Here is a 22,012-nt window from a genome sequence, read left to right on the forward strand (position 1 = left end):
AAAGTACATTACGTGTTTTTTAGTTTGTTTGAACGAAAGTTCATTTTGTTTTCGTTCTTAAGTTGATGGGCATGTACTGTTTCCCCAAACATTTTAAAAAGAGTCTTTCCAATTTTCTCAGTTCTAGCAATTACATATATTACTCTTTGCTTTTTAAAATCGCAAATTGGTTTTGCTAACAACGGTAAATGACCAATGTGTTCTGAAATTGTTCTTGGTACAATTGTAACTCCAGCCCCAGAAGCAACCATACCAAGAATAAAATCTCTAAATGAGACTTCAGTACTAATATTAGGCTTTACTTTCCATTTCTCATACTCCTCAATTATCGCTCTGCGTATATCACATCCAGCAGGATACATTACTAGCCGTTCAAGCAATAATTGATTCATGAAAACAATACCTTGTTGATGAAATGAATGTTCCTTTTGAAAAACTACATCATATGATTCTTTGAATAATTCTTTATTCCAATAATTTTTAGGCACCCACTTTTCATCTACTAAACCAGCATCTATTTTCCCGCTCAATAGATCTTCCATTATCTCCTTTGACATATCATACACATTCGTATTTATTTTTACATTTTCATCCTTATAATTAACAAGTTTTTGAGGTAGATAAAATGCTGCAAGACTAGGAAGTAACCCCAATGTTATATCCACTCTTTCTCCAAACTTGTTCATATCTTTTTTTATAATTTCCCAGTCCTCAAGGAGTGAAGTAGTTCTTTTTTGAAACTGAATACCCGCTTCTGTCAATTGTATTCCTTGCGGTGATCTATGTAATAATTCTACACCTAACTCGTCCTCCAACTTTCTAATTTGCTTACTTACTGCTGGTTGTGTCATATGAAGACGTTCTGCCACTTTCGAAAAACTTTTATACTCCGCACAAATTAGAAAACAACGTAACCAATCAATATCCACGTTCCACATCCCCTTGTTAAAACTTTTTATTATACCCTTCAAAAACAATAGAAATTCTCACTCTTTATAATACATAGTATCCTTTCAATATAACAATAAATCACACCTATAAAGGAGAATGAAAATGAAACAAATATCTGAAAATACCGCACTTATTTTAGTTGATGTTCAAAAAGGATTCAACGATTCATATTGGGGAAATCGTAACAATCCTCATGCTGAATCAAATATGAAACTCATTCTACAAACATGGCGAGATACCAATCGACCTGTTATTCATATACAGCACATTTCAAATAAAGAAAATCATCTTTTAAGAGAAGATTTCATCGGTAGTGAATTTCAAGAATTTGCTATTCCACTTATAAATGAACCCGTATTCAAAAAGAGCGTGAACAGTGCTTTTATTGGAACCGAATTAGAATCCTATTTACGAAAACACAATTATGAAACTATCGTAATTATAGGTTTAACAACTGATTATTGTGTTTCTACAACAGTCCGAATGGCTGGTAATTTAGGTTTCTCTACCTATGTAATTTCTGATGCTACTGCTACATTTGATAGAATTGCATACGATGGGAAACATTATTGCGCTAACGATATCCACAAATTTGCTTTACTAAGCCTTCATGAAATGTTTGCAACAGTTTTAACGACCAATGATCTATTAAATATAACAACGCGCAGATCTTCATTCTTATAAATTTTCAAATGAAAAATTTAATATGAAATAAAGTTACAAATGACAGTCAATAAACAATAATAACTTTCATTTTAAATTGCAGTTTCCACCATTAAACATTATCATTAAATTATAAAAATTCAAATAAAAAGGAGCAATACTATGACACTACAAATGAAAACAAACTGTCAAATTTGCGATCAATCGCTGGAGCAAGATTCTGAAGCATACATTTGCGTATATGAATGTACATTTTGCGCACCATGTACAGAAGAAAGACATAACGTTTGCCCAAACTGCGGCGGCGAGTTAGTACGTAGACCGAAAAAGAAACAGTAAAAAGCAAAGCGATATCGCTTTGCTTTTTTTAGGCATATGAAATTATATCAACGATTTTCCAAATATATCGAACACAAATTCAATTATATCAACGATTTTTTCAATATATCGACGTTTCGACAAAGGATATCGATATCGACTTACCGACAAATAACGACACCTCTGCATGCATTCAGCTTCAACACAACTTAAACATTTAAAAACTTAACACAAACAGGCTCCGGCACAACAACGTCAGATTGTAAAAGAGTTAGCTCACCTGTAGATTCACTTCTTGAAAATAGCACAAGATTATGCGACTTTTCATTTGAAGCAATAAGGAACTTTTCAGTAGGATCTAATACAAAGTCTCTTGGCCAATTTCCTTCTGTAGATGTGTGTTCCACAAATGTAAGCTCACCTGAGTTTTGATCCACACTGAAAACAGCGATACTATTATGACCACGATTACCTGCATATACAAAGCGGCCGTCAGAAGAAATATGAATCGCACTTCCTTGATTATTTTCATCAAACGTGGCAGGAATGGTAGAAATATACTGTAATTCTGTAAATGACCCTTCTGCCGGATTATATGTTAACACAATAACTTCTGAACTAAGCTCCGTCATCACATACGCATACTTTCCATTCGGATGAAAAGTAATATGTCTCGGACCACTTCCTGGATTTACAGCCAAGCTATTCACTTCTTTTAATACACTATCTTTTATTTCATACGTAATTATTTTATCTATCCCTAAATCAACACCTACCACATATTTTTCATCAGGCGTATATCCTGCGTAATGCGCATGTGGTTTCTCTTGGTTTTCTTTATTCAGACCTGAACCTTTATGCGTTATAATAGAGGTCGCAGGATTTACAGATCCATCTTCTTCATTTACTGCGAAAGACTCAATCGTTCCTTTATGATAATTTGCTGTAACTACCGTGTGAGTCCCACTATCAACACTCACATGACAAGGAGAAGCCCCTTCTACCACTTGTCTATTTTTCTCCTTTAGCTCTCCAGTTTTACTATCAATCGAATGAGCAGCTACACCACCAGATTCTCCTTCCTTAACAACGGAATAGAGATATTCATTCTTTCGGTTAATCGTTACATATGTAGGATTATCCAACTTGGCCGCAAGTGTTACATTACTAATTTTCTTTGCTTCCGTGTCTAAAATAAACTTATATATTCCTTCACTTTTTTCTTTCGTGTAAGTTCCAACATACCCAATAAACTCTTTGTTATCCTTCATTTTCATAACCCTCTCTCCCTATATTTTTCATTCATCTTACTTCCTATAATGTTTTATGTTGAAAGAGTATCCTAAAAAATTAGAGTACCTCTTTATACGTTACCATATTTTCTTGTTAAATAGCTTTTAAACCCACTTTTTTTGGTACGCTGCTATACTTTCATATTCTTCCTCCAATTGACGAGACAGACGAATATAGATTGGTGTTAAATCTTTATACTTTTCTACACTTTCCATGTTTGGTTCATGGTGGAAATTCGCACCTACCATTTCAGATACTACGCATAATGTATCTATTTCACCTAAACTATATAAACCGAGGATTGCAGCTCCTAGGCAAGAGCTTTCGAAACTTTCTGGAACATATACGTCTTGATGGAAAATATCCGCCATCATCTGTCTCCAAAGTTCCGATCTTGCAAAACCACCTGTCGCTTGAATTTTTTTCGGTTCACCAATGAGTTCTTTTAAAGCGAGAAGAACGGTGTATAAATTATAAATTACTCCTTCTAAAACAGCATGGATAAGATGTTCTTTCTTATGATGCAATCCAAGTCCGAAGAAAGATCCTCGTGCATTTGCATTCCATAAAGGAGCTCTTTCTCCTGCTAAATACGGATGAAATAATAAACCGTCGGACCCCGGACTCACTTTTGCTGCTATTTCAGTAAGCACTTCATATGGATCTTTTCCTAAACGCTTCGCAAGCTCAATCTCTGAAGTACCTAATTGATCACGAGCCCATCTGAAAATCATACCACCGTTATTAACCGGTCCACCAATTACCCAATGGTCTTCAGTTAAGGCGTAACAAAAAATTCTACCTTTTGGATCTGTTACAGGACGATTTGTTACAGCACGTATCGCACCGCTTGTACCAATTGTCACAGCAACAACGCCAGGATCTATTGCATTTACACCTAAATTGGATAGGACTCCATCACTCGCTCCTACTACAAATGGAGTAGAAACAAGTACATTCATTTCTTTGGCAAGCTCCTCATCTAATCCTGTTAAGCTGTGCGTCGTTGGAACAAGTTTAGAAAGCTTATCATCTGTAATGCCCGCTACACGTAAAGCCTCTTCATCCCATTTTAAAGATTTCAAATTGAACATTCCTGTCGCTGATGCTATAGAATAATCAATTACATACTCCTTATATAACTTATAAAAAACATACTCTTTAATAGAAATAAATTTATAAGTTTTTGCGAACAATTCTGCCTGTTCATTCTGTAACCAAACTAATTTCGAAAGTGGTGACATCGGATGAATTGGTGTCCCAGTCCGCAAATAAATTTCATGACCATTCATATCATTCTTTATTTTCTCTGCCCAGCTTGCACTTCTATTATCTGCCCAAGTAATACATCTCGTTAACGGCTTTCCCTTCTCATCTACAGCAATGATACTATGCATTGCCGAACTAAAAGAAACACAAAGAATATCATGCGGCTGTACACTACTTGTCTGTACAGTTTCTTTAATCGTATGTATTACTGCATGAAAAATTTCTTCTGGGTCTTGTTCTGCTGTTTCCGGCGTAGGAGAATATAAAGGATATTCAATTCCATGACTTGCAATAACAGATCCATCCGTAGAAAATAGAACTGATTTTGTACTAGTTGTCCCAATGTCTACACCAATCATATATTTTGAACTCACCATTTCTTCCTCCTAACAAAAAATTACTACAGTATCCCACTATAAAAACATCCTTATTTTAAACAAACATATCGAGTAGTAAAACTCCTCCAAAAGCGATAAATGAAAGTAATGTTTCTAATACTGTCCATGTTTTAAATGTTTCTTTCACTGTTAAACCTAGGTATTCTTTTACCATCCAGAACCCAGCATCGTTTACGTGAGAAAACATTAATGCTCCTGCACCCGTTGCAATGACGAGTAATTCTAAATTCACACCTGTCGTATTTTCAACGATTGGCGAAACGATACCCGCTGCTGTTGTTAAGGCGACTGTCGCTGACCCTGTCGCAATTCGAATTAATCCAGCTACCATAAATGCTAATACAATTGGAGATAAGGCTAAATGCTCAGACATTTGAGCAATAGCATTCCCTACACCACTATCGATAAGAATTTGCTTAAATCCCCCGCCAGCACCAATAATCGCAACGATAGAACCGATTGGTAATAAGCTATCTTCTGTTACCTTCTTAATAGCCTTTTTATCGATACCTTGACGAAATCCAAGAAAATAAAACGCTGCAAAACATGCAATCAAAAGTGCAATGATAGGACTACCGATTAATGTGACAACCTTCATTAAAGTATCAGAAAGCGGAACATAAGGAGCTGCTGCCGCTAACACCATTAACATTACAGGTAACAATATAACTAAAAACGAAACTCCTATTCCTGGTAATTTCGTTGATTTTGTATTTACACGAATCAATTCTGGCTCATTTTCAGGAATTACACGTTTGTGAACCCATTTAGCGAATATAGGACCTGCAATAATCGCTGCAAAAAATGTAATAATGAGTGAATACAATAGTACCTTCCCAAGGTTCGCTTTATAAATGCCAATTGCAACGATTGCCCCTGGATGCGGAGGAACAAGGCCGTGTACGACAGATAACCCAGCAATTGCTGGTAATGCTATCAATAAAATATTTTGTTTCGTTGTTTTATGAATAGAAATTACTAACGGCAATAATATTAAAATACCTACTTCAAAAAACACCGGAATTCCAATAATAAAACCCGCAATTAACATCGCCCATGGTAAGTTTTTTATTCCGAAGGATTTAATAAAGAACTCTGCCACCTGCATTCCAGCACCTGACTCTGCCATCATTTTCCCTAAAATTGTACCTAATACTAAAATACCTACTAAATGCCCAAGAACACTTCCGACTCCCGTTTCATAAGCACTCACTATTTTATCCATTGGCATTCCAGACATAATTGCTAAAAATAAACTTGCAATCGTTAAACTAATAAACGCATGCCATCTCCACCACGATACCCCTAAAATAACAATTACAATTGATAATAATGTAATCATTAAAAGGTACATATTCATACGCAATTCCACCCCTTTATGTAAACCCTTTCAAAAATGATATACAATGAAAAGAACCTATATAGTTCTTTTTTGAGTAAAAATTTATATATCGATATACAACTCATCTTCACAACATAATAATTTATATAAAAAGAATCTCCCTTATCAGAGATATACTTTAACTCATCTCTCTGATAAGGGGATTTCTCTTTCATAATTGTAATGTTATTGTGATAAACGCTTCGCGTAAGCAAATTTTCCTTTTTTAAAAGTGAATGACGCTTTCTTCTCTTGCTGTTTTCACATAGTAAGACTACAAACTCGGGATCCCGTTTAAACGATGAAGTTACTTAGGATTTGTCCTCTCATGAAAAGCAATTTTCGGAAAGCTCCTTCACTTTTATGCATTATAATTTAGGAGCTTTCGCCCAGTCCGCAGCAAACTTCTCAATACCTTGATCTGTTAATGGGTGCATAGCAAGTTGTTCAATTACTTTATAAGGGATTGTTGCAATGTGAGCACCTGCCATCGCTACACGAGTTACATGATCTGGATGTCTAACAGAAGCCGCAATAATTTGTGTATCTAATTGGTGAACATCGAATAATTCAGCAATTTTAGCAACTAATAATACGCCATCTTCAGAAATATCATCTAAACGTCCTAAAAATGGAGAAACATACGTTGCACCTGCTCGAGCTGCTAAAAGTGCTTGGTTCACAGTGAAAATAAGTGTAACGTTCGTTTTCACACCTTTTTCAGTAAGATAGCGACAAGCTTCTAATCCTGCTAGCGTCATTGGAAGTTTTATTGTAACTTTCTCATCGCCGCCGTTAATCTTAATCAACTCTTCTGCTTGAGCAATCATTTCTTCAGCCGTCACAGCATCTGGCGTTACTTCTGCCGAAACAGATTCAACTTTCGGCACTGCCTGACAAATTTCTGCAATACGGTCTTCAAATTTAATCCCTTCTTTTGCTACTAAAGAAGGATTCGTTGTAACACCAGCTAAAACTCCAAGTTTATATGCTTTTTTTATGTCCTCAAGATTTGCAGTATCAATAAAAAATTTCATGATTCATTCCCTCCATTTTTTAAACGTTAATGAGTTAAATTTTTAAGATGTTTATTTCTTTTCTACTGCATGTCCGCCAAATTCATTGCGCAGAGCTGCTACTACTTTTCCTGTAAATGTATCATTGTCTAATGAGCGGTAGCGCATTAATAACGACATTGCGATAACAGGAGTTGCTGTTTGAAGGTCTAATGCTGTTTCTACTGTCCATTTTCCTTCACCAGAAGAATGCATAACACCCTTAATTTCATCTAGTTTTGCATCTTTAGAAAATGCATTTTCAGTTAATTCCATTAACCATGAGCGGATTACTGAACCGTTATTCCATACTCTTGATACTTTTTCATAATCGTAGTCAAATTCACTTTTCTCTAGGATCTCAAATCCTTCACCAATAGCAGCCATCATACCGTATTCAATTCCGTTGTGAACCATTTTTAAGAAGTGACCACTACCAGCTTTTCCAGCATATAAGAATCCATTTTCTACAGCAGTATCTCGGAAGATAGGTTCAACGATATCCCAAGCTTCTTGATCTCCTCCGATCATGTAACAAGCACCATTACGAGCGCCTTCCATTCCGCCAGAAGTTCCTGCATCCATAAAGTGAATACCATCTTTCTTTAGTTGCTCATATCGGCGAATAGACTCTTTATAATGTGAATTACCCGCTTCAATTAAAATGTCTCCTTTTGATAAAAGTGGTGTAACCTCATCGATAACAGAATCTACAACAGCGTGTGGTACCATAACCCAAAGAACTCTTGGTGATTGTAATGACTGAACAAGTTCATTTAAACTAGATGCACCTGTTGCCCCGTACTCTTTCATTTCTTCCACTGCACTTGCATTCAAATCAAATGCTGCTACTTCATGTTTATGATCGATTAAATTTTTCCCTAAGTTTAATCCCATTTTACCTAACCCAATTAATCCTACTTGCATAATATAATTCCTCCTCAAATCATCTTTTATTAAAAATTCATATCACTACAATCTGGAATACCTTGCAGCACTGATATGTACGGAAAGGTATTCACAGTCATAGCTTAAGAATTCAATACATTTTTTGTAATTTGAACAACATTTTCTGTCGTAAATCCAAATAGATTCATGACTTCCGCACCAGTTCCTGAAGCTCCAAATGTTTCAATTGATAGTACTTTTCCTTCTTGTCCTACATAACGCTCCCACCCGAGAGATACACCCATCTCAAGAGATACTCGTTTCGTTACAGAAGACGGAAGAACGGATTCTTTATATTCATTCGATTGACGATCGAATAACTCCCAGCTTGGCATTGCAACGATGCGAACAGAGACATTGTCTTCTTCTAATTTCGCTTTCGCACTAGCAGCTAAGGATACTTCAGAACCTGTCGCAATTAAAATTACATCCGGATTTTCATTCGTTTGTGTTAATACGTAAGCCCCTTTAGAAAGATTCTCTATGTTTGCTTTCGTTTCATGAAACACCGGTAAATTTTGACGGCTCAGTACTAAAACGACTGGACCATCCGTTTGCTGTAAAGCATACGCCCACGCACTTGCTGTTTCATTTGCATCTGACGGACGGATAACTGTTAAACCAGGAATTGCCCGAAGAGCTGCTAAATGTTCAATAGGTTCATGCGTTGGACCATCTTCTCCTACAGCAATCGAATCATGTGTAAATACGTACGTAACAGGTAACTTTTGCAATGCAGCCAGTCGAATAGATGGACGAAGATAGTCATTAAATACAAAGAATGTACTCACGAACGTTTTTACTCCTCCATGAAGAGCCAGTCCATTCGCTGCTGCGCCCATTGCATGTTCACGTACACCGAAGTATATATTTCGGCCAGCATACGATTCTACCGCATACACTGCTTCACCTTTTATATCTGTCATCGTAGAATGAGAAAGATCTGCACTCCCACCGAAAATAGAAGGAATCGATTTCACATAATGATTAATAGCTTCCCCACTTGCAACACGAGTTGAAATCGTTTTTTCAGTATCGAAGGATAAAATGTCTTTCGCTTCGATTAAAACTTCACCTGTAATCGCTTTTTCTAATTCATCTGCTAGTGCAGGGTTTGACTCTCTGTATAAGTTGAACTGCTCATTCCAGCCATTTTCTTTTTCAATACCTTTTTGTTTCAGTTCATTAAAATGAGCTGTTACTTCTTCAGGTACAAAGAAGTCTTCTTCATAATGCCAACCATACACTTGTTTTGTCGCTGTCGCTTCTTCTACTCCAAGCGGGTTACCATGTGCTTTGTTCGTTCCAGCAACTTTTGGACTTCCGTAACCTATAATGGTTCTAATTTCTATAAGAGTAGGTTGGTCCGTATTATCTTTCGCTAATTGAATCGCTTTTGTAATCGCATCAACATCGTTTCCATCTTCAACTCTTACATATTGCCAATGTGCAGATTCTACTCTTTTCTGCATATCTTCAGAGAAAGCAATGTTTAATTCACCATCAAGTGAAATTTCATTTGAATCATACAGCACAATTAACTTGCCAAGTTTCATATGTCCTGCCATTGACATCGCTTCATAAGCGACACCTTCCATTAAATCACCGTCTCCAACTAAAGCGTACGTATTGTGATCAATAATAGAGTGACCATCCTTATTGAACTTCGCCGCTAAATGCGCTTCTGCCATTGCCATTCCGACAGCATTCGCAATCCCTTGTCCTAACGGTCCTGTCGTCGCTTCAACTCCAGAAGTGTGACCAAACTCAGGATGACCTGGTGTTTTACTATTTAACTTTCTGAAGTTTTTCAAGTCATCAATTGAAACGTCATATCCAGCTAAATGAAGTAAGCTATATAATAAGCTAGATCCATGTCCCGCCGATAAAACGAAGCGATCACGGTTAAACCATTTTGGATGATTAGGATTATGATTTAAATGATTCGCCCATAATGCATAAGCCATTGGCGCTGCTCCCATCGGAAGACCTGGATGACCTGAATTTGCCGCATTAATGGCATCAATTGATAACGTACGAATTGTATTCACTGCTAATTGATTTATGTTTTGTGTCATAGTAATCGTCCCCCTACATGCTTTCATGAAAGAAAGTACTTATTTTTTCGTTTCTTGATCTAACCACCATTTAAATCCACTTTCTTGCAATAATTCATTAGATGCCTCTGGACCATATGAACCAGACTCATATTCATGAAGTGGTAATAAGTTTTCCTCGAATGCTTCAAGAATTGGTTGTACCCATTCCCATGACAATTCAACTTCTCTCCAATGTGCAAAGAATGTAGCGTCTCCACTCACAGCATCGTGAATGAGTCTTTCATACGCTTCAGGTACTCCCACATCCGCTTGCTCACAAGTAAAGTTAATACGGATCGGTTCAATTTCTCCATTTTTCAATGGATTTTTACTATTTAACTGTAATGAAACGTTCTCACCTGGGCTAATTTCAATTATTAACAAGTTAGGTGCTGCATTTGGATTACTATCTTGATATTGCTGTTTTAACGTATTTTTAAATTCGATTACAATACGAGTAGACTTTTCTTTCATTCGTTTGCCTGTTCGTATATAAAAGGGAACGCCAGTCCAAAATGGATTATCGATCCACAAGCGAGCAGCGACAAATGTGTCTATATTAGAAGAAGGATTTACTCCTGGCTCCTCTTTATATGCTACAACTTGCCCGCCATTTATCTCACCTGCACCATATTGTCCGCGAATGATATGGTTTTGAACGTCTTCTTTTTTCACTTTACGAAGCGCCTCCATTACCTTTCGCTTTTCCTCTCGAATTTCACATGCATTAACCTTTTCCGGCAAATTCATAGCAGTCATCATTAATATTTGTAACATATGATTTTGAACCATATCTCGAATGGCTCCTGCCTGATCATAATATCCTGCCCTTTCTTCAACCCCAACTGTTTCACTCGCTGTGATTTGTACATTCGCTATATGTTCTTTATTCCAAATCGATTGTAAAACAGGATTTGCAAACTCTAGTGCTTCAAGGTTTTGAATCATCGGCTTACCTAAATAATGATCAATACGATATATCTCGTCTTCTTCAAACGTGCGACTAAGCTTATCATTCAGCTCACGAGCAGATGTAAGGTCGTGCCCGAACGGTTTCTCAATCATTAGGCGTTTCCATCCATCCGTTTTATCAAGTCCGCTTTCCTTAATATTTAAAGCGATTGTCTCAAAAAATTCAGGAGCAACGGAAAGATAGAACATTCTATTCCCTTTTATATGTAGTTCTTCTTCCCTTTCACGAACGACTTGTAATAATCTCTCATAGTCTTCCGGCTTACTCACATCTAATGGACAATAGCGAAAATTATCTAAAAAACCTTCGAGTTCTGGAGTACCTTCTTCTCTATGACGAGAAAACGTCTCTATTGATTCTTTTATTCTTTTTTGAAAATCTACATGAGATACTTCACGTCTCCCAAGCCCGATAACGGATATTTGCTTTGGAAGCTTTTGATCTCTATATAAGTTATATAGTGCGGGGTAAATTTTGCGTTTCGCTAGGTCCCCTGTCGCTCCAAATAAAACAAAGGTCATTGATTCCAATTTCAGTCCCCCTCTTGTTGTATAATCCTGGTCAATATATTAAAAATGAATTGTACAGAAGCTCATGTTTTTATAAAAAACAAAGAGTTATCAAATTCCAATTCTTTTTATACCTTTCGCTTTCTAATTGTCCCCAATATTAATAGTGGCAATTCAAAGCGTTTCTACCACGACTTACTTATTTATAATACTTTACGAAATAACATATATTTAATTACTTTTAGTAATTAAATAATCTTATGTCTAGTATATTAACCACATATATTATTATCGTCAATAAAAATGTCTTAAATTACATACTACTTATTTCGTATTACTTTTCTAAGTTTATCCTTAGTTACCACTCATTTTCAAAGATAATGATCGATATAAAAAATATCAGTTTCATCAAAATCTTCAATTAATTTTTCGTTAAACTCGTGAGCAGACGTTACATGATGACCAAAAGGCTTCTCTATAATAAGACGGTTCAATCCTTTTGTAGCCCACAATCCAATTTCCTTAATATTTAAAGCAATGACATCAAATACTTCTGGTATAACAGATAGGTAAAACATGCGGTTTTCAGGAATGTTTAATTCTGTTTCACGTCTCTTTACAAGACTCAACAAATCTTGATAGTCCTCTATATTCGCTGTATTTAATTGACAATAACGAAATGTGCTAATAAATTCTTCTACTCCTAATTCGTCATCAGCAGATCTTCTAGAAAATGTAGCAAGGGATTGTTCTACCTTTGTTTGAAATTCCACATCTGACATTACCCTTCTACCAATACCGATAATAGAAATAGATTGCGGTATATTCCCATTACTAAATAATTTGTATAAAGCAGGGTAAATTTTGCGTTTCGCTAAATCCCCTGTCGCTCCAAATAAAAGAAATGTCATTGAATCCATTTGTTCTCTCCCTTTTAAAACAATTGCTAGAATAGAATATATAAACTCATTTGCTACTTAGCACAATACTGTCTCTAAAACCTCATACTTTACCAATGTTTCTTCAATACTATTTTGCCACGAGCACGCTCTGACTCACTTATGTGGTGTGCTTTTTTTACACCTTCTACATGTAAAGGCAACACATGCGTTACAACGGGTTTAATCTTCCCGTCCTCAATTAATTCTGTAATAAGAGAAAGTTCATATCCGTTAGGTTCAGTAAATATATGGTCACTCTCAATATTTTTCTCTCTTGATATCTCGGTTTGCGGAATTTCCATACCTTTCGGACCATAAATAGACGCTAACTTTCCATTTGGTGCAAGCACTTTATAACTATCCTTTAGTACATCTCCGCCTAACACATCAAAAACAATATTGTAATTATGCAAAAGCGAAGAAAAGTCTTCTGTTTTGTAATCGACGACAGTATCAGCGCCTAGATCCTTTACAAACTGCATGTTTTTCGTACTAGTCGTAGTTGCAACATGTGCACCGAAACTTTTCGCTAGCTGAATAGCAAACGTACCAATTCCGCCAGATCCAGCATGAATTAAAACCTTATTACCTTTTTGAACATTTGCGAACTTCACTAAGCTTTGCCAACTTGTCAAACCTACAAGAGGGATTGATGCCGCCTCTTCGAAAGATAAATTCCTCGGTTTTTTCGCCACATATTTCTCATCTACAGCCACGTACTCTGCATAAGCACCGTTTCGTTCAATATCCGGACGACTATATACTTCATCCCCCACTTTACATGCTGTTACGTTTGGCCCTATAGCAGCAACTACACCTGCAACATCCCATCCTAAAACGAGCGGGAAGTCATAAGAAATTACGTCTTGAAGTAAACCTTCACGTATTTTCCAATCCACGGGATTTACACCAGCTGCATATACTTCAATCAGTACATCGTTGTCTCCCAATAGCGGTGTCTGCATTTCAATCTCTTGTAGTACGCTTTTATCTCCATATTGCGTAAGTCCTATTGCTTTCATTCTTTTCACTCCTTTACAAGGCTGGGAAATGCGGTAGTACTTCTTCTCCTAGCTCATCCAATACTTCGTCAGCTGGACGTTGACCATCAAATAGAGCAAGGAATAAATGATTCACACCAATACTTTTATATATATCAAGTAATTCAATTAGTGCCTTACGCCCTGTACGGTAACCTAAACGTATCGGTGTAGGACGTTCATTTGGATCTTCAGATAAGTCTAAATGCATCGGTTGGATAAATGGTTTAAATACATCTGGATGATAATCCTCTACTAGTTCTCTCCATTGTCCAATTGCTGCTGCCTGATGCACTGGACTACGTGGGTAGTACATCCATCCATCACCATGTTCAGCGAACCAATCCATATTTTGCTGACTAAAACCTGTAATAAAGGTTGGAACACGTTTAGACGGTTTTGGAACCAAATTCGCTCCATTCACTTCTCCTAGTGTCGACTGGATAGACGGGAAGTTTTTATACAAAATCTCTTCCAAGTAAGCAAACGCTTCTCTAAACTTTTCACCTCGTGTTTCATGACTAACACCTAGCGCTTTGAAATCGGCACGTCTGTCACCGGATGAAACGCCAAGCATAATTCTTTCTGGAAATAGTTGATCTAATGTAGCAATTTCTTTTGCTACACGCAATGGATGACGAAGTGACAATACGGTTGCCGACGTTCCAAATGCGATTTTCTCTGTTTTACTTGCTAAATACGTTAAATAAATCATCATATCGTAAATTTGACCTGTTGCAGGATCACCAAAGTCAGGGTCTTGCAGTAAAACATCGCGAAGCCATACACCTGTAAAACCATATTGTTCTGCTTTTTGTACTAACTCTACTTGTTTTTCCATCGTTGGAGCATGAAACTGATAATTTTCAATCGGAATGTGAACTCCTAATGTAAGCTGATCTTTCGCAAACATACGATTATATCCAAAATGATTCGCAAACTTTTCCATGTGTTTCACTCACTTTCCTTTATTCATATAAATCTATACTTTTCATATTTCTTCTCAAAATTCATAAGCAATACTGCAACACCACATTGTTGCCGATTGTCATCGTTATAACTTTCTTTGTGCTACGAGTGTTATTATAAATCGGCCATAACATGAATAACAGTACGTACTTTAAAGTGATGTAGGCACTTAAAAGTACCTATACTAAGTAAGTAGTAATAAACATAATGAATAAATCGTGCTGCAAAAATAACATCTATCCTTTCTTCAAAAAACTTTACAGTTGCTTTTGCAAATACGTTACATGATCCCACGTACTTTCCTCTTCTTTATATAAAATGCTCGCTAACCAAATTCAAAATATTATACTTATTTTTCGTACTTTGCTATGCTATAACCATAAACAGGAGGTATAAACTATGAAAGCACAAATTATCCATTCTTTTGGAGATTCATCTGTATTTCAATTAGAAGAAGTTTCAAAACCAAAACTTTTACCAGGTCATGTTCTAATCGATGTAAAAGCAACAAGTGTAAATCCAATCGATACGAAAATGCGTAGTGGTGCCGTTTCAGCAGTCGCTCCTGAGTTTCCAGCTATATTACATGGCGATGTAGCTGGTATTGTTATTGAAGTAGGAAAAGGTGTTTCGAAATTCAAAGCTGGCGATGAAGTATACGGATGTGCCGGAGGTTTTAAAGAAACTGGTGGTGCACTTGCAGAGTTTATGCTTGCTGATACGCGATTAATTGCTCACAAACCTAACAATATAACAATGGAAGAAGCAGCTGCTCTACCATTAGTGGCAATTACAGCTTGGGAATCTTTATTTGATCGTGCAAATATTAAACCTGGTCAAAATGTTCTCATTCATGGAGCTACTGGTGGCGTAGGACACGTAGCCATTCAACTAGCTAAATGGGCTGGTGCTAAAGTTTTTACAACCGCTTCTCAGCAAAGCAAAATAGAAATAGCCCATCGTCTCGGAGCTGACGTAGCTATTAACTATAAAGAAGAATCTGTTCAAGAATATGTGCAAAAACATACGAATGGCAACGGATTTGAAGTTATATTTGATACAGTAGGTGGCAAAAATCTCGATAACTCTTTCGAAGCTGCTGCAATCAACGGAACTGTCGTAACAATTGCAGCTCGTTCAACCCATGACCTCTCTCCTTTACACGCAAAAGGACTCTCTCTGCACGTTACTTTTATGGCGTTAAAAATATTACATACAGATAAACGTGACGCTTGTGGGGAAATTTTAAATAAACTAACGCAAATAGTAGAAGAAGGAAAACTTCGCCCATTGCTAGATTCGAAAACTTTTACGTTTGATGAAATTGCACAAGCACATGAATATTTGGAATCAAATAAAGCAATAGGGAAAATAGTGTTGAAAAACGTTTGGTAACTTTCACTAAATACTACAAATAACAGCAGGATCACTTCGCCTTATCTTTGTCTTAAGAGGCGTGCCACAACCTTAAAAGCTTCCCATCCTTTACAACAAATAAAAAAATAACAGCCGAATTTTTCTTATAGTAGAAAATCCGGCTGTTTTCATATCACAATTTGCTTTATATATATTTCTGTTAATAAGTAAAATACAACTCATTTGCCTTACCATCTTTACCTTCAACAGCATATTATATTGTTTTAAATTTATTAAAATACACTACGTACTAATCCCCCGTCTATTCGCAACGCGGAACCATTAATCGCTGAAGATAGTGGGCTGCTTAAGAAAGTGACAAGATTGGCAATTTCTTCTGGTCGAATAAGTCTTTGAATAATAGAGGTTGGTCGATTTTCTTTCATAAATCGCTTCTCAGCTTCTTCTATTGTCAACTGCTCATTAGGATAAAGACTATTTAACATAGTCTCCACTCCTTCCGTTAAAGTCGAACCAGGCATGATAGTATTAACAGTCACATTCGTTCCTGTCGTCAGCTCAGCTAAACTACGAGAAAGTGAGAGTTGCATCGTTTTAGTCGCACTATAATGAGCCATTTCTTGAGATGGCATAATAGCTGCTTCGCTAGCAATAAAGATAACTCTTCCTTCTTTTCTTTCAATCATTTTTTTCAAGTACGAGCGAGTAAGTCGAACACCACTCATAATATTGACTTCAAACAATTTAAACCAATCTTCATCACGGATATCAAAATATTCTACAGGTTCAAAAATTCCTAAGTTGTTAATAAGAATGTCTACTTCAGGGTACTTTTCAATCACATTTTGGCACCCTTGTTCTGTTCCTAAATCAGCTACTACAGGTTGAAGAATGGCATCAGGATACTGCGCTCGAATTTCTTTTATCGTTTGATTAACATTTTCTTCACGGCGTCCATTAATAAGTACAGTAGCTCCTTCCGCTACTAATGAAGTGGCAATTGCTTTTCCAATGCCTGCCGTAGATCCAGTAACCAGTGCTGTTTTCCCTTTTAATTGCATATGCATATAGATCCCTCCAAATTCATGTGCTACATGATTGACTTACGTTGGAATAAATAATTACGTTTATATTGTGGTTCATTTCTCTTATCTTTAACAGAAAATAAGCTGATCCACCCTTTTTTCAAAAGAGTATAAACGAAAATTATGTAGCTATTGCACTCTGTACGGAATTGAAAATCGAAATTATCATCATTTACATCTACTCGATAATTCTGATTCTAATCATTGTCATGTTAAAAAATCACATCAACAGCAGAGTAAAGCTAAAACCAACTAATAAATACCATTATGATATATATTAACGATAAAGAAAATTACGCACTTTAAAGTTCCATAGGAACAAAAAAGTGCCCTATAAACTATAATTTCTAACTCTTTATATTTGCTAAAGTAGTATCTTTTTTTATCATAGAAAAGGTTGTAAAATCACACATTCTTACATACAGTTATAGGATTATTTTTATCCTAATTAACTAAAAACTATATAACACATTTGTAAAATAAAATTCTAAAAAAACCTTGCAGAAAAATTCTACAAGGTTTTTGCCTATACACACAAATTAATCACTATATTAAAATAAAAGGGTTTATAATTCATCAAAATATTATTAAATATAAGCTGCTTTAAAGGCTTGTTGGACAGCTTGTACTTCTAATGAGTCTTTACCATATAAGTTCGTTGCTACACGAATACAAGCTTCTTTTAATTCTTTAAAGTCAGAAGTCATATTTAATTCATCCGTATTTGCATAATAGAAAATATCAAACATTTTATCTTCTCCAATGCCATGTACGTTTACTCCATTATGGTTTCCACCACTAGCAATCAAGTAAGCTACTTTATTAATAATGCTAGAGTTCGTGTGTACACCACCATGATCGTGGTCAGCATCAATAGGTAAGTTATTATAATGTCTATAGTCCTCCGGATATCTAGAAGAGATAGATGATGGGTTTTTCATATCTCTAAAAATACGACCTGATTGTTCTCCCATTGTCCAATTGAACTTTCCGTTATTGGCATATTTTTCAACTGCTACTCCTAAAATATCAGATAGAGCCTCATTAATTGCACCAGCTTCTCCTGCGTACTCAAGTCCAGACTCATTTCTTGTAACCGCATGTGTAAATTCATGTCCTGCCACATCAAATGCTCTAACAATTGGATCTCCGTATACTAGCATAGCTCCATTACTAAATGCATTAAACCACTGCTTAGGATTTCCTTTATTCGTACCATTTGTATTCCAGCCATGAACGACAGAAATTACTTTTTGCCCGTTATTATCAAAGCTGTTACGGCTATATTTTTCTTGATAAAAATCATATACTTTCGTTGCTAAATAATGGGCACTAACTGCTTTAGGATCTGTAAAATTTGTAGAATTACTTGTTACTAAATCATCCAAATAACCCCATACATTTCTTCTATAATTATTATAATCTTTATAATTTGCAGTATATGTTTCAATTCCCTTACCACGAGAATAATCTGCCAGCATGTACGTTCCATCACTTCGCTGCGTAATTCCAAACGTACGATTAATACCTAAGTCATCTTTTCCTGTACCTGTTAATTTTGAAGGATCTTGTGATTTATTTGCTGTTGCAGATTGAACGATACTGCTATCTACTTGTATACCCAATTTTTGAACGAGTTCTTTTAATAGATCTCCAACAAAAGCATCAATTAATACCGTACCAGATACATATTCAGGTGTAGATGCACTAAAAGTAATTTGATATGCGTTTGTAGCTTTATTTGTATTTTCATCTACATATACCACTTGTTTAATTTCTGGTTCTTCAACAAATGTAAGATTATCCCCATAGATTTTAAAAAGTTGCTTCTTTGCATCCTCCTCTGATAGAGTAATAGGTTGTTTCAAATCTTTCTGTTGTTGTAGATCTTGGGCACTATCTCCCGAAATACTCGTAAGTACACCATCATCATTAATATGTGCTGTTAGTTGATATCCGTATACATCACGTCCTTCATATGTTTGTTGAAGACGTACCAATGTAGTACCATCATAAGATTTACGACTTTGCGTAACATTATAATTAACTTTGGATTCCGTATTAACTTGCTTTGATGATAATGCTTGTTCTGTTTTTCCTTTTAGTGCATCCTTTGCTACACTTTCTGCTGATTTTTGAGAAGGTGCTGTTAAATTACCTGTTCGAAACGTATCTTCCTTTGTTTCTACTTTTAAATCTTCTGTTGCCGCCTGTACTCCTCCATAAGGCATAATCGCCGATAACACCACTCCTGTAGTTAAACCTACCTTTACGAAATTATTCATATTCTTACTCCTTTATAATCGTATTATTAATTTAAATAAATTTATTTTAGAATTTTAAGCATAGATAAAACTTTTAACTATATGTTTATATATAGGTTAATAGATTGGTTTGCTACTTTTTTAAATTCAATTCATTTCTCAAAAATTACTCATTATATAAGCTATCTTTATATTTTTCCATATACGTTATTTTTTGTGGTTCTGATAACATATTTATTGCCAGCCACACATTCTTTTTCATTTCTAATTTTTGCATTGGTATCTCTTTTAAAACTGGATTTTCTATAATGGCTTCCATTTCTTCATCAATTCTTTGCATAAGATTTTCTTCTGGATTATTTTGCAAAGAAGTATTTTTTAACCCCCATTTTGTCATTATAAATTCATTTGTTTTATTCATAGGATTAATAATAGTAGCTTTACTAGTTAATCGTTTTTTTATTTCATCATGATAGATTTTAATTTTATATCCTTCTTTTAGTGGAATGGTATCTTTTACAATCGTTACATTTGTTCCTTCCATTTCCTTCGTATAAATTTTTTCACCTTTCGCATTAAACACCTCTATTGATGCATATTTTTCACCTGCATAATAGCTATGGGGCGTTTTAGTAGTAACCGTAAAAACAGCTTGTTTTTGCTCTAAGTCTGTATTTAATTCGGCAAACTGATCATCTCCTAATCCTAAGAATTGGATCGTTTCATTTACCAAATTGCTCACTTTCATTTCGTTAACATCAATCGTTAGACTATTATCTTTTTCTTTTACATAGGCATAATACGAACTAAAATGGTACATACTATCCGTTTTCCCACCTGAAATCTCAACTGTATAAACTCCATTTGGTACGTCTTGTAAATTGATATCTGTTGTTTCAATTGTTTTCTCTTGAACAACTGTATTCCCTTCTTTTAATTTAATTTTTCCTCCTTTCAATGTATCTATTTCATTTGTATGTAAATGGATATGCATATTCCCTTTTAACCCAAGTGAAGCAATTTGCTGATTCGTAACTATTTCAAAGTTAGAGTTTATCGGAATATCAGGATCAACTAGAGCTCTCGCCTTAGCTAATTGTGATTCAGGCACTATATACGCTAAAGACGTAACAGCCGAATAACCTTTCGCCCTATTTATCTCCACTTGTTTATTATTAAGCTTAAAGCCCCATCTTTCAAAAACGGGTGTAAAATCAACTTGTCCACGCTCACTATAATACTGATTCATTAAATCTGGTAAAGAATGATCACCCTTTTTGAAAGCAGCATTGCTAGCTAGTTTTCGATAACCTTGATACATTTTTGCAAAAGCTTCATCGCCAGCTTTTTGTTTCGCCATCGTTAAAAGAATAAGTTTTTGTCGTAAATCTAAGTCATCATAATTTTTATTTTCTTTCATTAAAGCATTGTATAAATTCCGTTCTACCTGTTCCTTCTTCCCAAAATTAAATAACCAACCAACTTGATCTGCTTTTTTGCCGTATTTACTATATTGATATTGAACACCAAATAGATTATTAGAAACTTCTCCTGTAAATATTCCTTGATTATCAAAACCTGCTTGATATCCATGAGCGATTTCATGTAAAGTTCCCCAACTTAGTTTATCTAACCACATCTTTGTACTATCTGTACTATTCGCTGTCCAATTTGCACCATAATAGGCACCGCCAGCACCGGATATATCTGCTTTTAAGAAATAACGATTTTGACTTTTTTTATTTTCAACCGTTGAGTCATCTAAACCAATAATGGAATCATACATCGCAAAAATATCTTCATAATATGCAATTAACTCATCCAACGATTGAAAATCTTTTAAAGATCTTACTAACTCTTTATCTTTTTTAGGTATAAATAATTGGAAACTCTCACCTTGAATTAATGCATACTCCCCATCAAAGTGATCCCATGTACTAAAAAATTGAGATACACTTCCTTGTTGTTTATAAATGGGAAGAGGTTTCGTAGCACTTTCATTCCCTACTTGGTACTCAAGTACAGCGTGCTCTTCACCATACGGAGTATCTATGAAAGGAACTAAAGGCGTATCCCCTTGAATCGTAATCCATTCATTTCCTACTTGTATGGATTTTTCATTTTTAGAGTCATTAGACAATAAACGTACTGTTAATTTGTCTTTAAAATTAGGATTCGTTTGTCTTACCTTTAATGGTGTATTTCTCTGCAAAATAAATCCTAAATCTTGTCGATCGTGATATTTACCCTTACTTATGCCCACCTGAAATATCCACTTAGGCTCTTCTAAACTAGTAATTTCTTTTACATTTGCTCGTTCATCAGCATGTAAGTGTATATTTCCTATGAGGAAAAACATTGTATACATGATGCCTATAACAAGTAACCTTTTCATTTGCATATCTCCTCGTATATTATATTTAAGCTGTTATTTCAGCTTTAAATTCCCTTAATAAGAGACCCGTAAATTAATACTTGG

18 protein-coding genes are annotated in these 22,012 nt (G+C 35.5%); 3 read left to right on the plus strand and 15 right to left on the minus strand.

The features are described from left to right. Positions 1–8: 8 nt before the first annotated feature. Complete coding sequence (locus PDQ33_RS23250) at positions 9–929, minus strand: LysR family transcriptional regulator (protein WP_270756697.1); 921 nt, start codon at positions 927–929, stop codon at positions 9–11. Between the two features lie 124 nt (positions 930–1,053). On the opposite strand from PDQ33_RS23250, the gene PDQ33_RS23255 reads away from it, so the two are divergent. After that, positions 1,054–1,635 (plus strand): cysteine hydrolase family protein, encoded by a 582-nt coding sequence (locus tag PDQ33_RS23255; protein WP_080501199.1) that lies wholly within the window; start codon positions 1,054–1,056, stop codon positions 1,633–1,635. Positions 1,636–1,776: 141 nt separating this feature from the next. Next, a complete protein-coding gene (locus PDQ33_RS23260) occupies positions 1,777–1,953 on the plus strand; it encodes a DUF1272 domain-containing protein (RefSeq protein ID WP_042875309.1) in 177 nt (58 codons plus the stop codon). A gap of 188 nt (positions 1,954–2,141) precedes the next feature. Here the strand turns inward: PDQ33_RS23260 and PDQ33_RS23265 are convergent, their stop codons facing one another. From PDQ33_RS23265 to PDQ33_RS23315, 11 genes are all read right to left on the minus strand, one after another. Then, positions 2,142–3,203 carry a lactonase family protein gene (locus tag PDQ33_RS23265; RefSeq protein WP_429680769.1) on the minus strand — a complete coding sequence of 354 codons (1,062 nt, stop codon included), beginning with the start codon at positions 3,201–3,203 and terminating at the stop codon, positions 2,142–2,144. A 126-nt stretch (positions 3,204–3,329) separates the two neighbouring features. Further along, positions 3,330–4,871, minus strand: a complete 1,542-nt coding sequence (gene gntK, locus PDQ33_RS23270) for a gluconokinase (RefSeq protein ID WP_270394274.1) — start codon at positions 4,869–4,871, stop codon at positions 3,330–3,332. Positions 4,872–4,926: 55 nt separating this feature from the next. Next, the gene (gene gntP, locus PDQ33_RS23275; RefSeq protein ID WP_061131022.1) at positions 4,927–6,252 is read right to left on the minus strand and encodes a gluconate permease GntP; all 1,326 of its coding nucleotides are present in this window, start codon (positions 6,250–6,252) and stop codon (positions 4,927–4,929) included. A gap of 389 nt (positions 6,253–6,641) precedes the next feature. Further along, positions 6,642–7,310: a fructose-6-phosphate aldolase gene (gene fsa / locus PDQ33_RS23280; protein ID WP_000667676.1), complete on the minus strand. Its 669-nt coding sequence runs from the start codon at positions 7,308–7,310 to the stop codon at positions 6,642–6,644. A 51-nt stretch (positions 7,311–7,361) separates the two neighbouring features. Continuing rightward, positions 7,362–8,255: a phosphogluconate dehydrogenase (NAD(+)-dependent, decarboxylating) gene (gene gnd, locus PDQ33_RS23285; protein ID WP_001195905.1), complete on the minus strand. Its 894-nt coding sequence runs from the start codon at positions 8,253–8,255 to the stop codon at positions 7,362–7,364. A 104-nt stretch (positions 8,256–8,359) separates the two neighbouring features. Then, a complete protein-coding gene (tkt, locus tag PDQ33_RS23290; protein WP_076872426.1) occupies positions 8,360–10,354 on the minus strand; it encodes a transketolase in 1,995 nt (664 codons plus the stop codon). A gap of 39 nt (positions 10,355–10,393) precedes the next feature. Continuing rightward, entirely contained in the window at positions 10,394–11,878 is a 1,485-nt protein-coding gene (gene zwf / locus PDQ33_RS23295; RefSeq protein ID WP_000445343.1) for a glucose-6-phosphate dehydrogenase, read from the minus strand. Positions 11,879–12,228: 350 nt separating this feature from the next. Next, complete coding sequence (locus tag PDQ33_RS23300) at positions 12,229–12,777, minus strand: glucose-6-phosphate 1-dehydrogenase (RefSeq protein ID WP_000377927.1); 549 nt, start codon at positions 12,775–12,777, stop codon at positions 12,229–12,231. An 89-nt stretch (positions 12,778–12,866) separates the two neighbouring features. Beyond that, positions 12,867–13,820, minus strand: a complete 954-nt coding sequence (locus PDQ33_RS23305) for an NADP-dependent oxidoreductase (RefSeq protein ID WP_061131024.1) — start codon at positions 13,818–13,820, stop codon at positions 12,867–12,869. A 13-nt stretch (positions 13,821–13,833) separates the two neighbouring features. Beyond that, positions 13,834–14,787 carry an LLM class oxidoreductase gene (locus PDQ33_RS23310; protein WP_000410338.1) on the minus strand — a complete coding sequence of 318 codons (954 nt, stop codon included), beginning with the start codon at positions 14,785–14,787 and terminating at the stop codon, positions 13,834–13,836. 134 nt (positions 14,788–14,921) lie between these two features. After that, entirely contained in the window at positions 14,922–15,101 is a 180-nt protein-coding gene (locus PDQ33_RS23315; protein ID WP_061131025.1) for a hypothetical protein, read from the minus strand. A 105-nt stretch (positions 15,102–15,206) separates the two neighbouring features. Between PDQ33_RS23315 and PDQ33_RS23320 the strand changes: the two genes are divergently transcribed. After that, the gene (locus tag PDQ33_RS23320) at positions 15,207–16,202 is read left to right on the plus strand and encodes a zinc-dependent alcohol dehydrogenase family protein (RefSeq protein ID WP_270756693.1); all 996 of its coding nucleotides are present in this window, start codon (positions 15,207–15,209) and stop codon (positions 16,200–16,202) included. A 254-nt stretch (positions 16,203–16,456) separates the two neighbouring features. On the opposite strand, the gene PDQ33_RS23325 is transcribed toward PDQ33_RS23320, so the two are convergent. The 3 genes from PDQ33_RS23325 to PDQ33_RS23335 form a co-directional block, all read right to left on the minus strand. Further along, positions 16,457–17,251, minus strand: a complete 795-nt coding sequence (locus tag PDQ33_RS23325) for an SDR family NAD(P)-dependent oxidoreductase (protein WP_061131026.1) — start codon at positions 17,249–17,251, stop codon at positions 16,457–16,459. A gap of 605 nt (positions 17,252–17,856) precedes the next feature. Next, positions 17,857–19,554, minus strand: a complete 1,698-nt coding sequence (locus PDQ33_RS23330; protein WP_061131027.1) for a M4 family metallopeptidase — start codon at positions 19,552–19,554, stop codon at positions 17,857–17,859. Positions 19,555–19,699: 145 nt separating this feature from the next. Then, positions 19,700–21,928: a putative mucin/carbohydrate-binding domain-containing protein gene (locus PDQ33_RS23335; protein WP_270756692.1), complete on the minus strand. Its 2,229-nt coding sequence runs from the start codon at positions 21,926–21,928 to the stop codon at positions 19,700–19,702. Between the last annotated feature and the right edge of the window lie 84 nt (positions 21,929–22,012).

The organism is Bacillus cereus group sp. Bc031 (genome assembly GCF_027716265.1).
Classification (GTDB): Bacteria; Bacillota; Bacilli; order Bacillales; family Bacillaceae_G; genus Bacillus_A; species Bacillus_A paranthracis.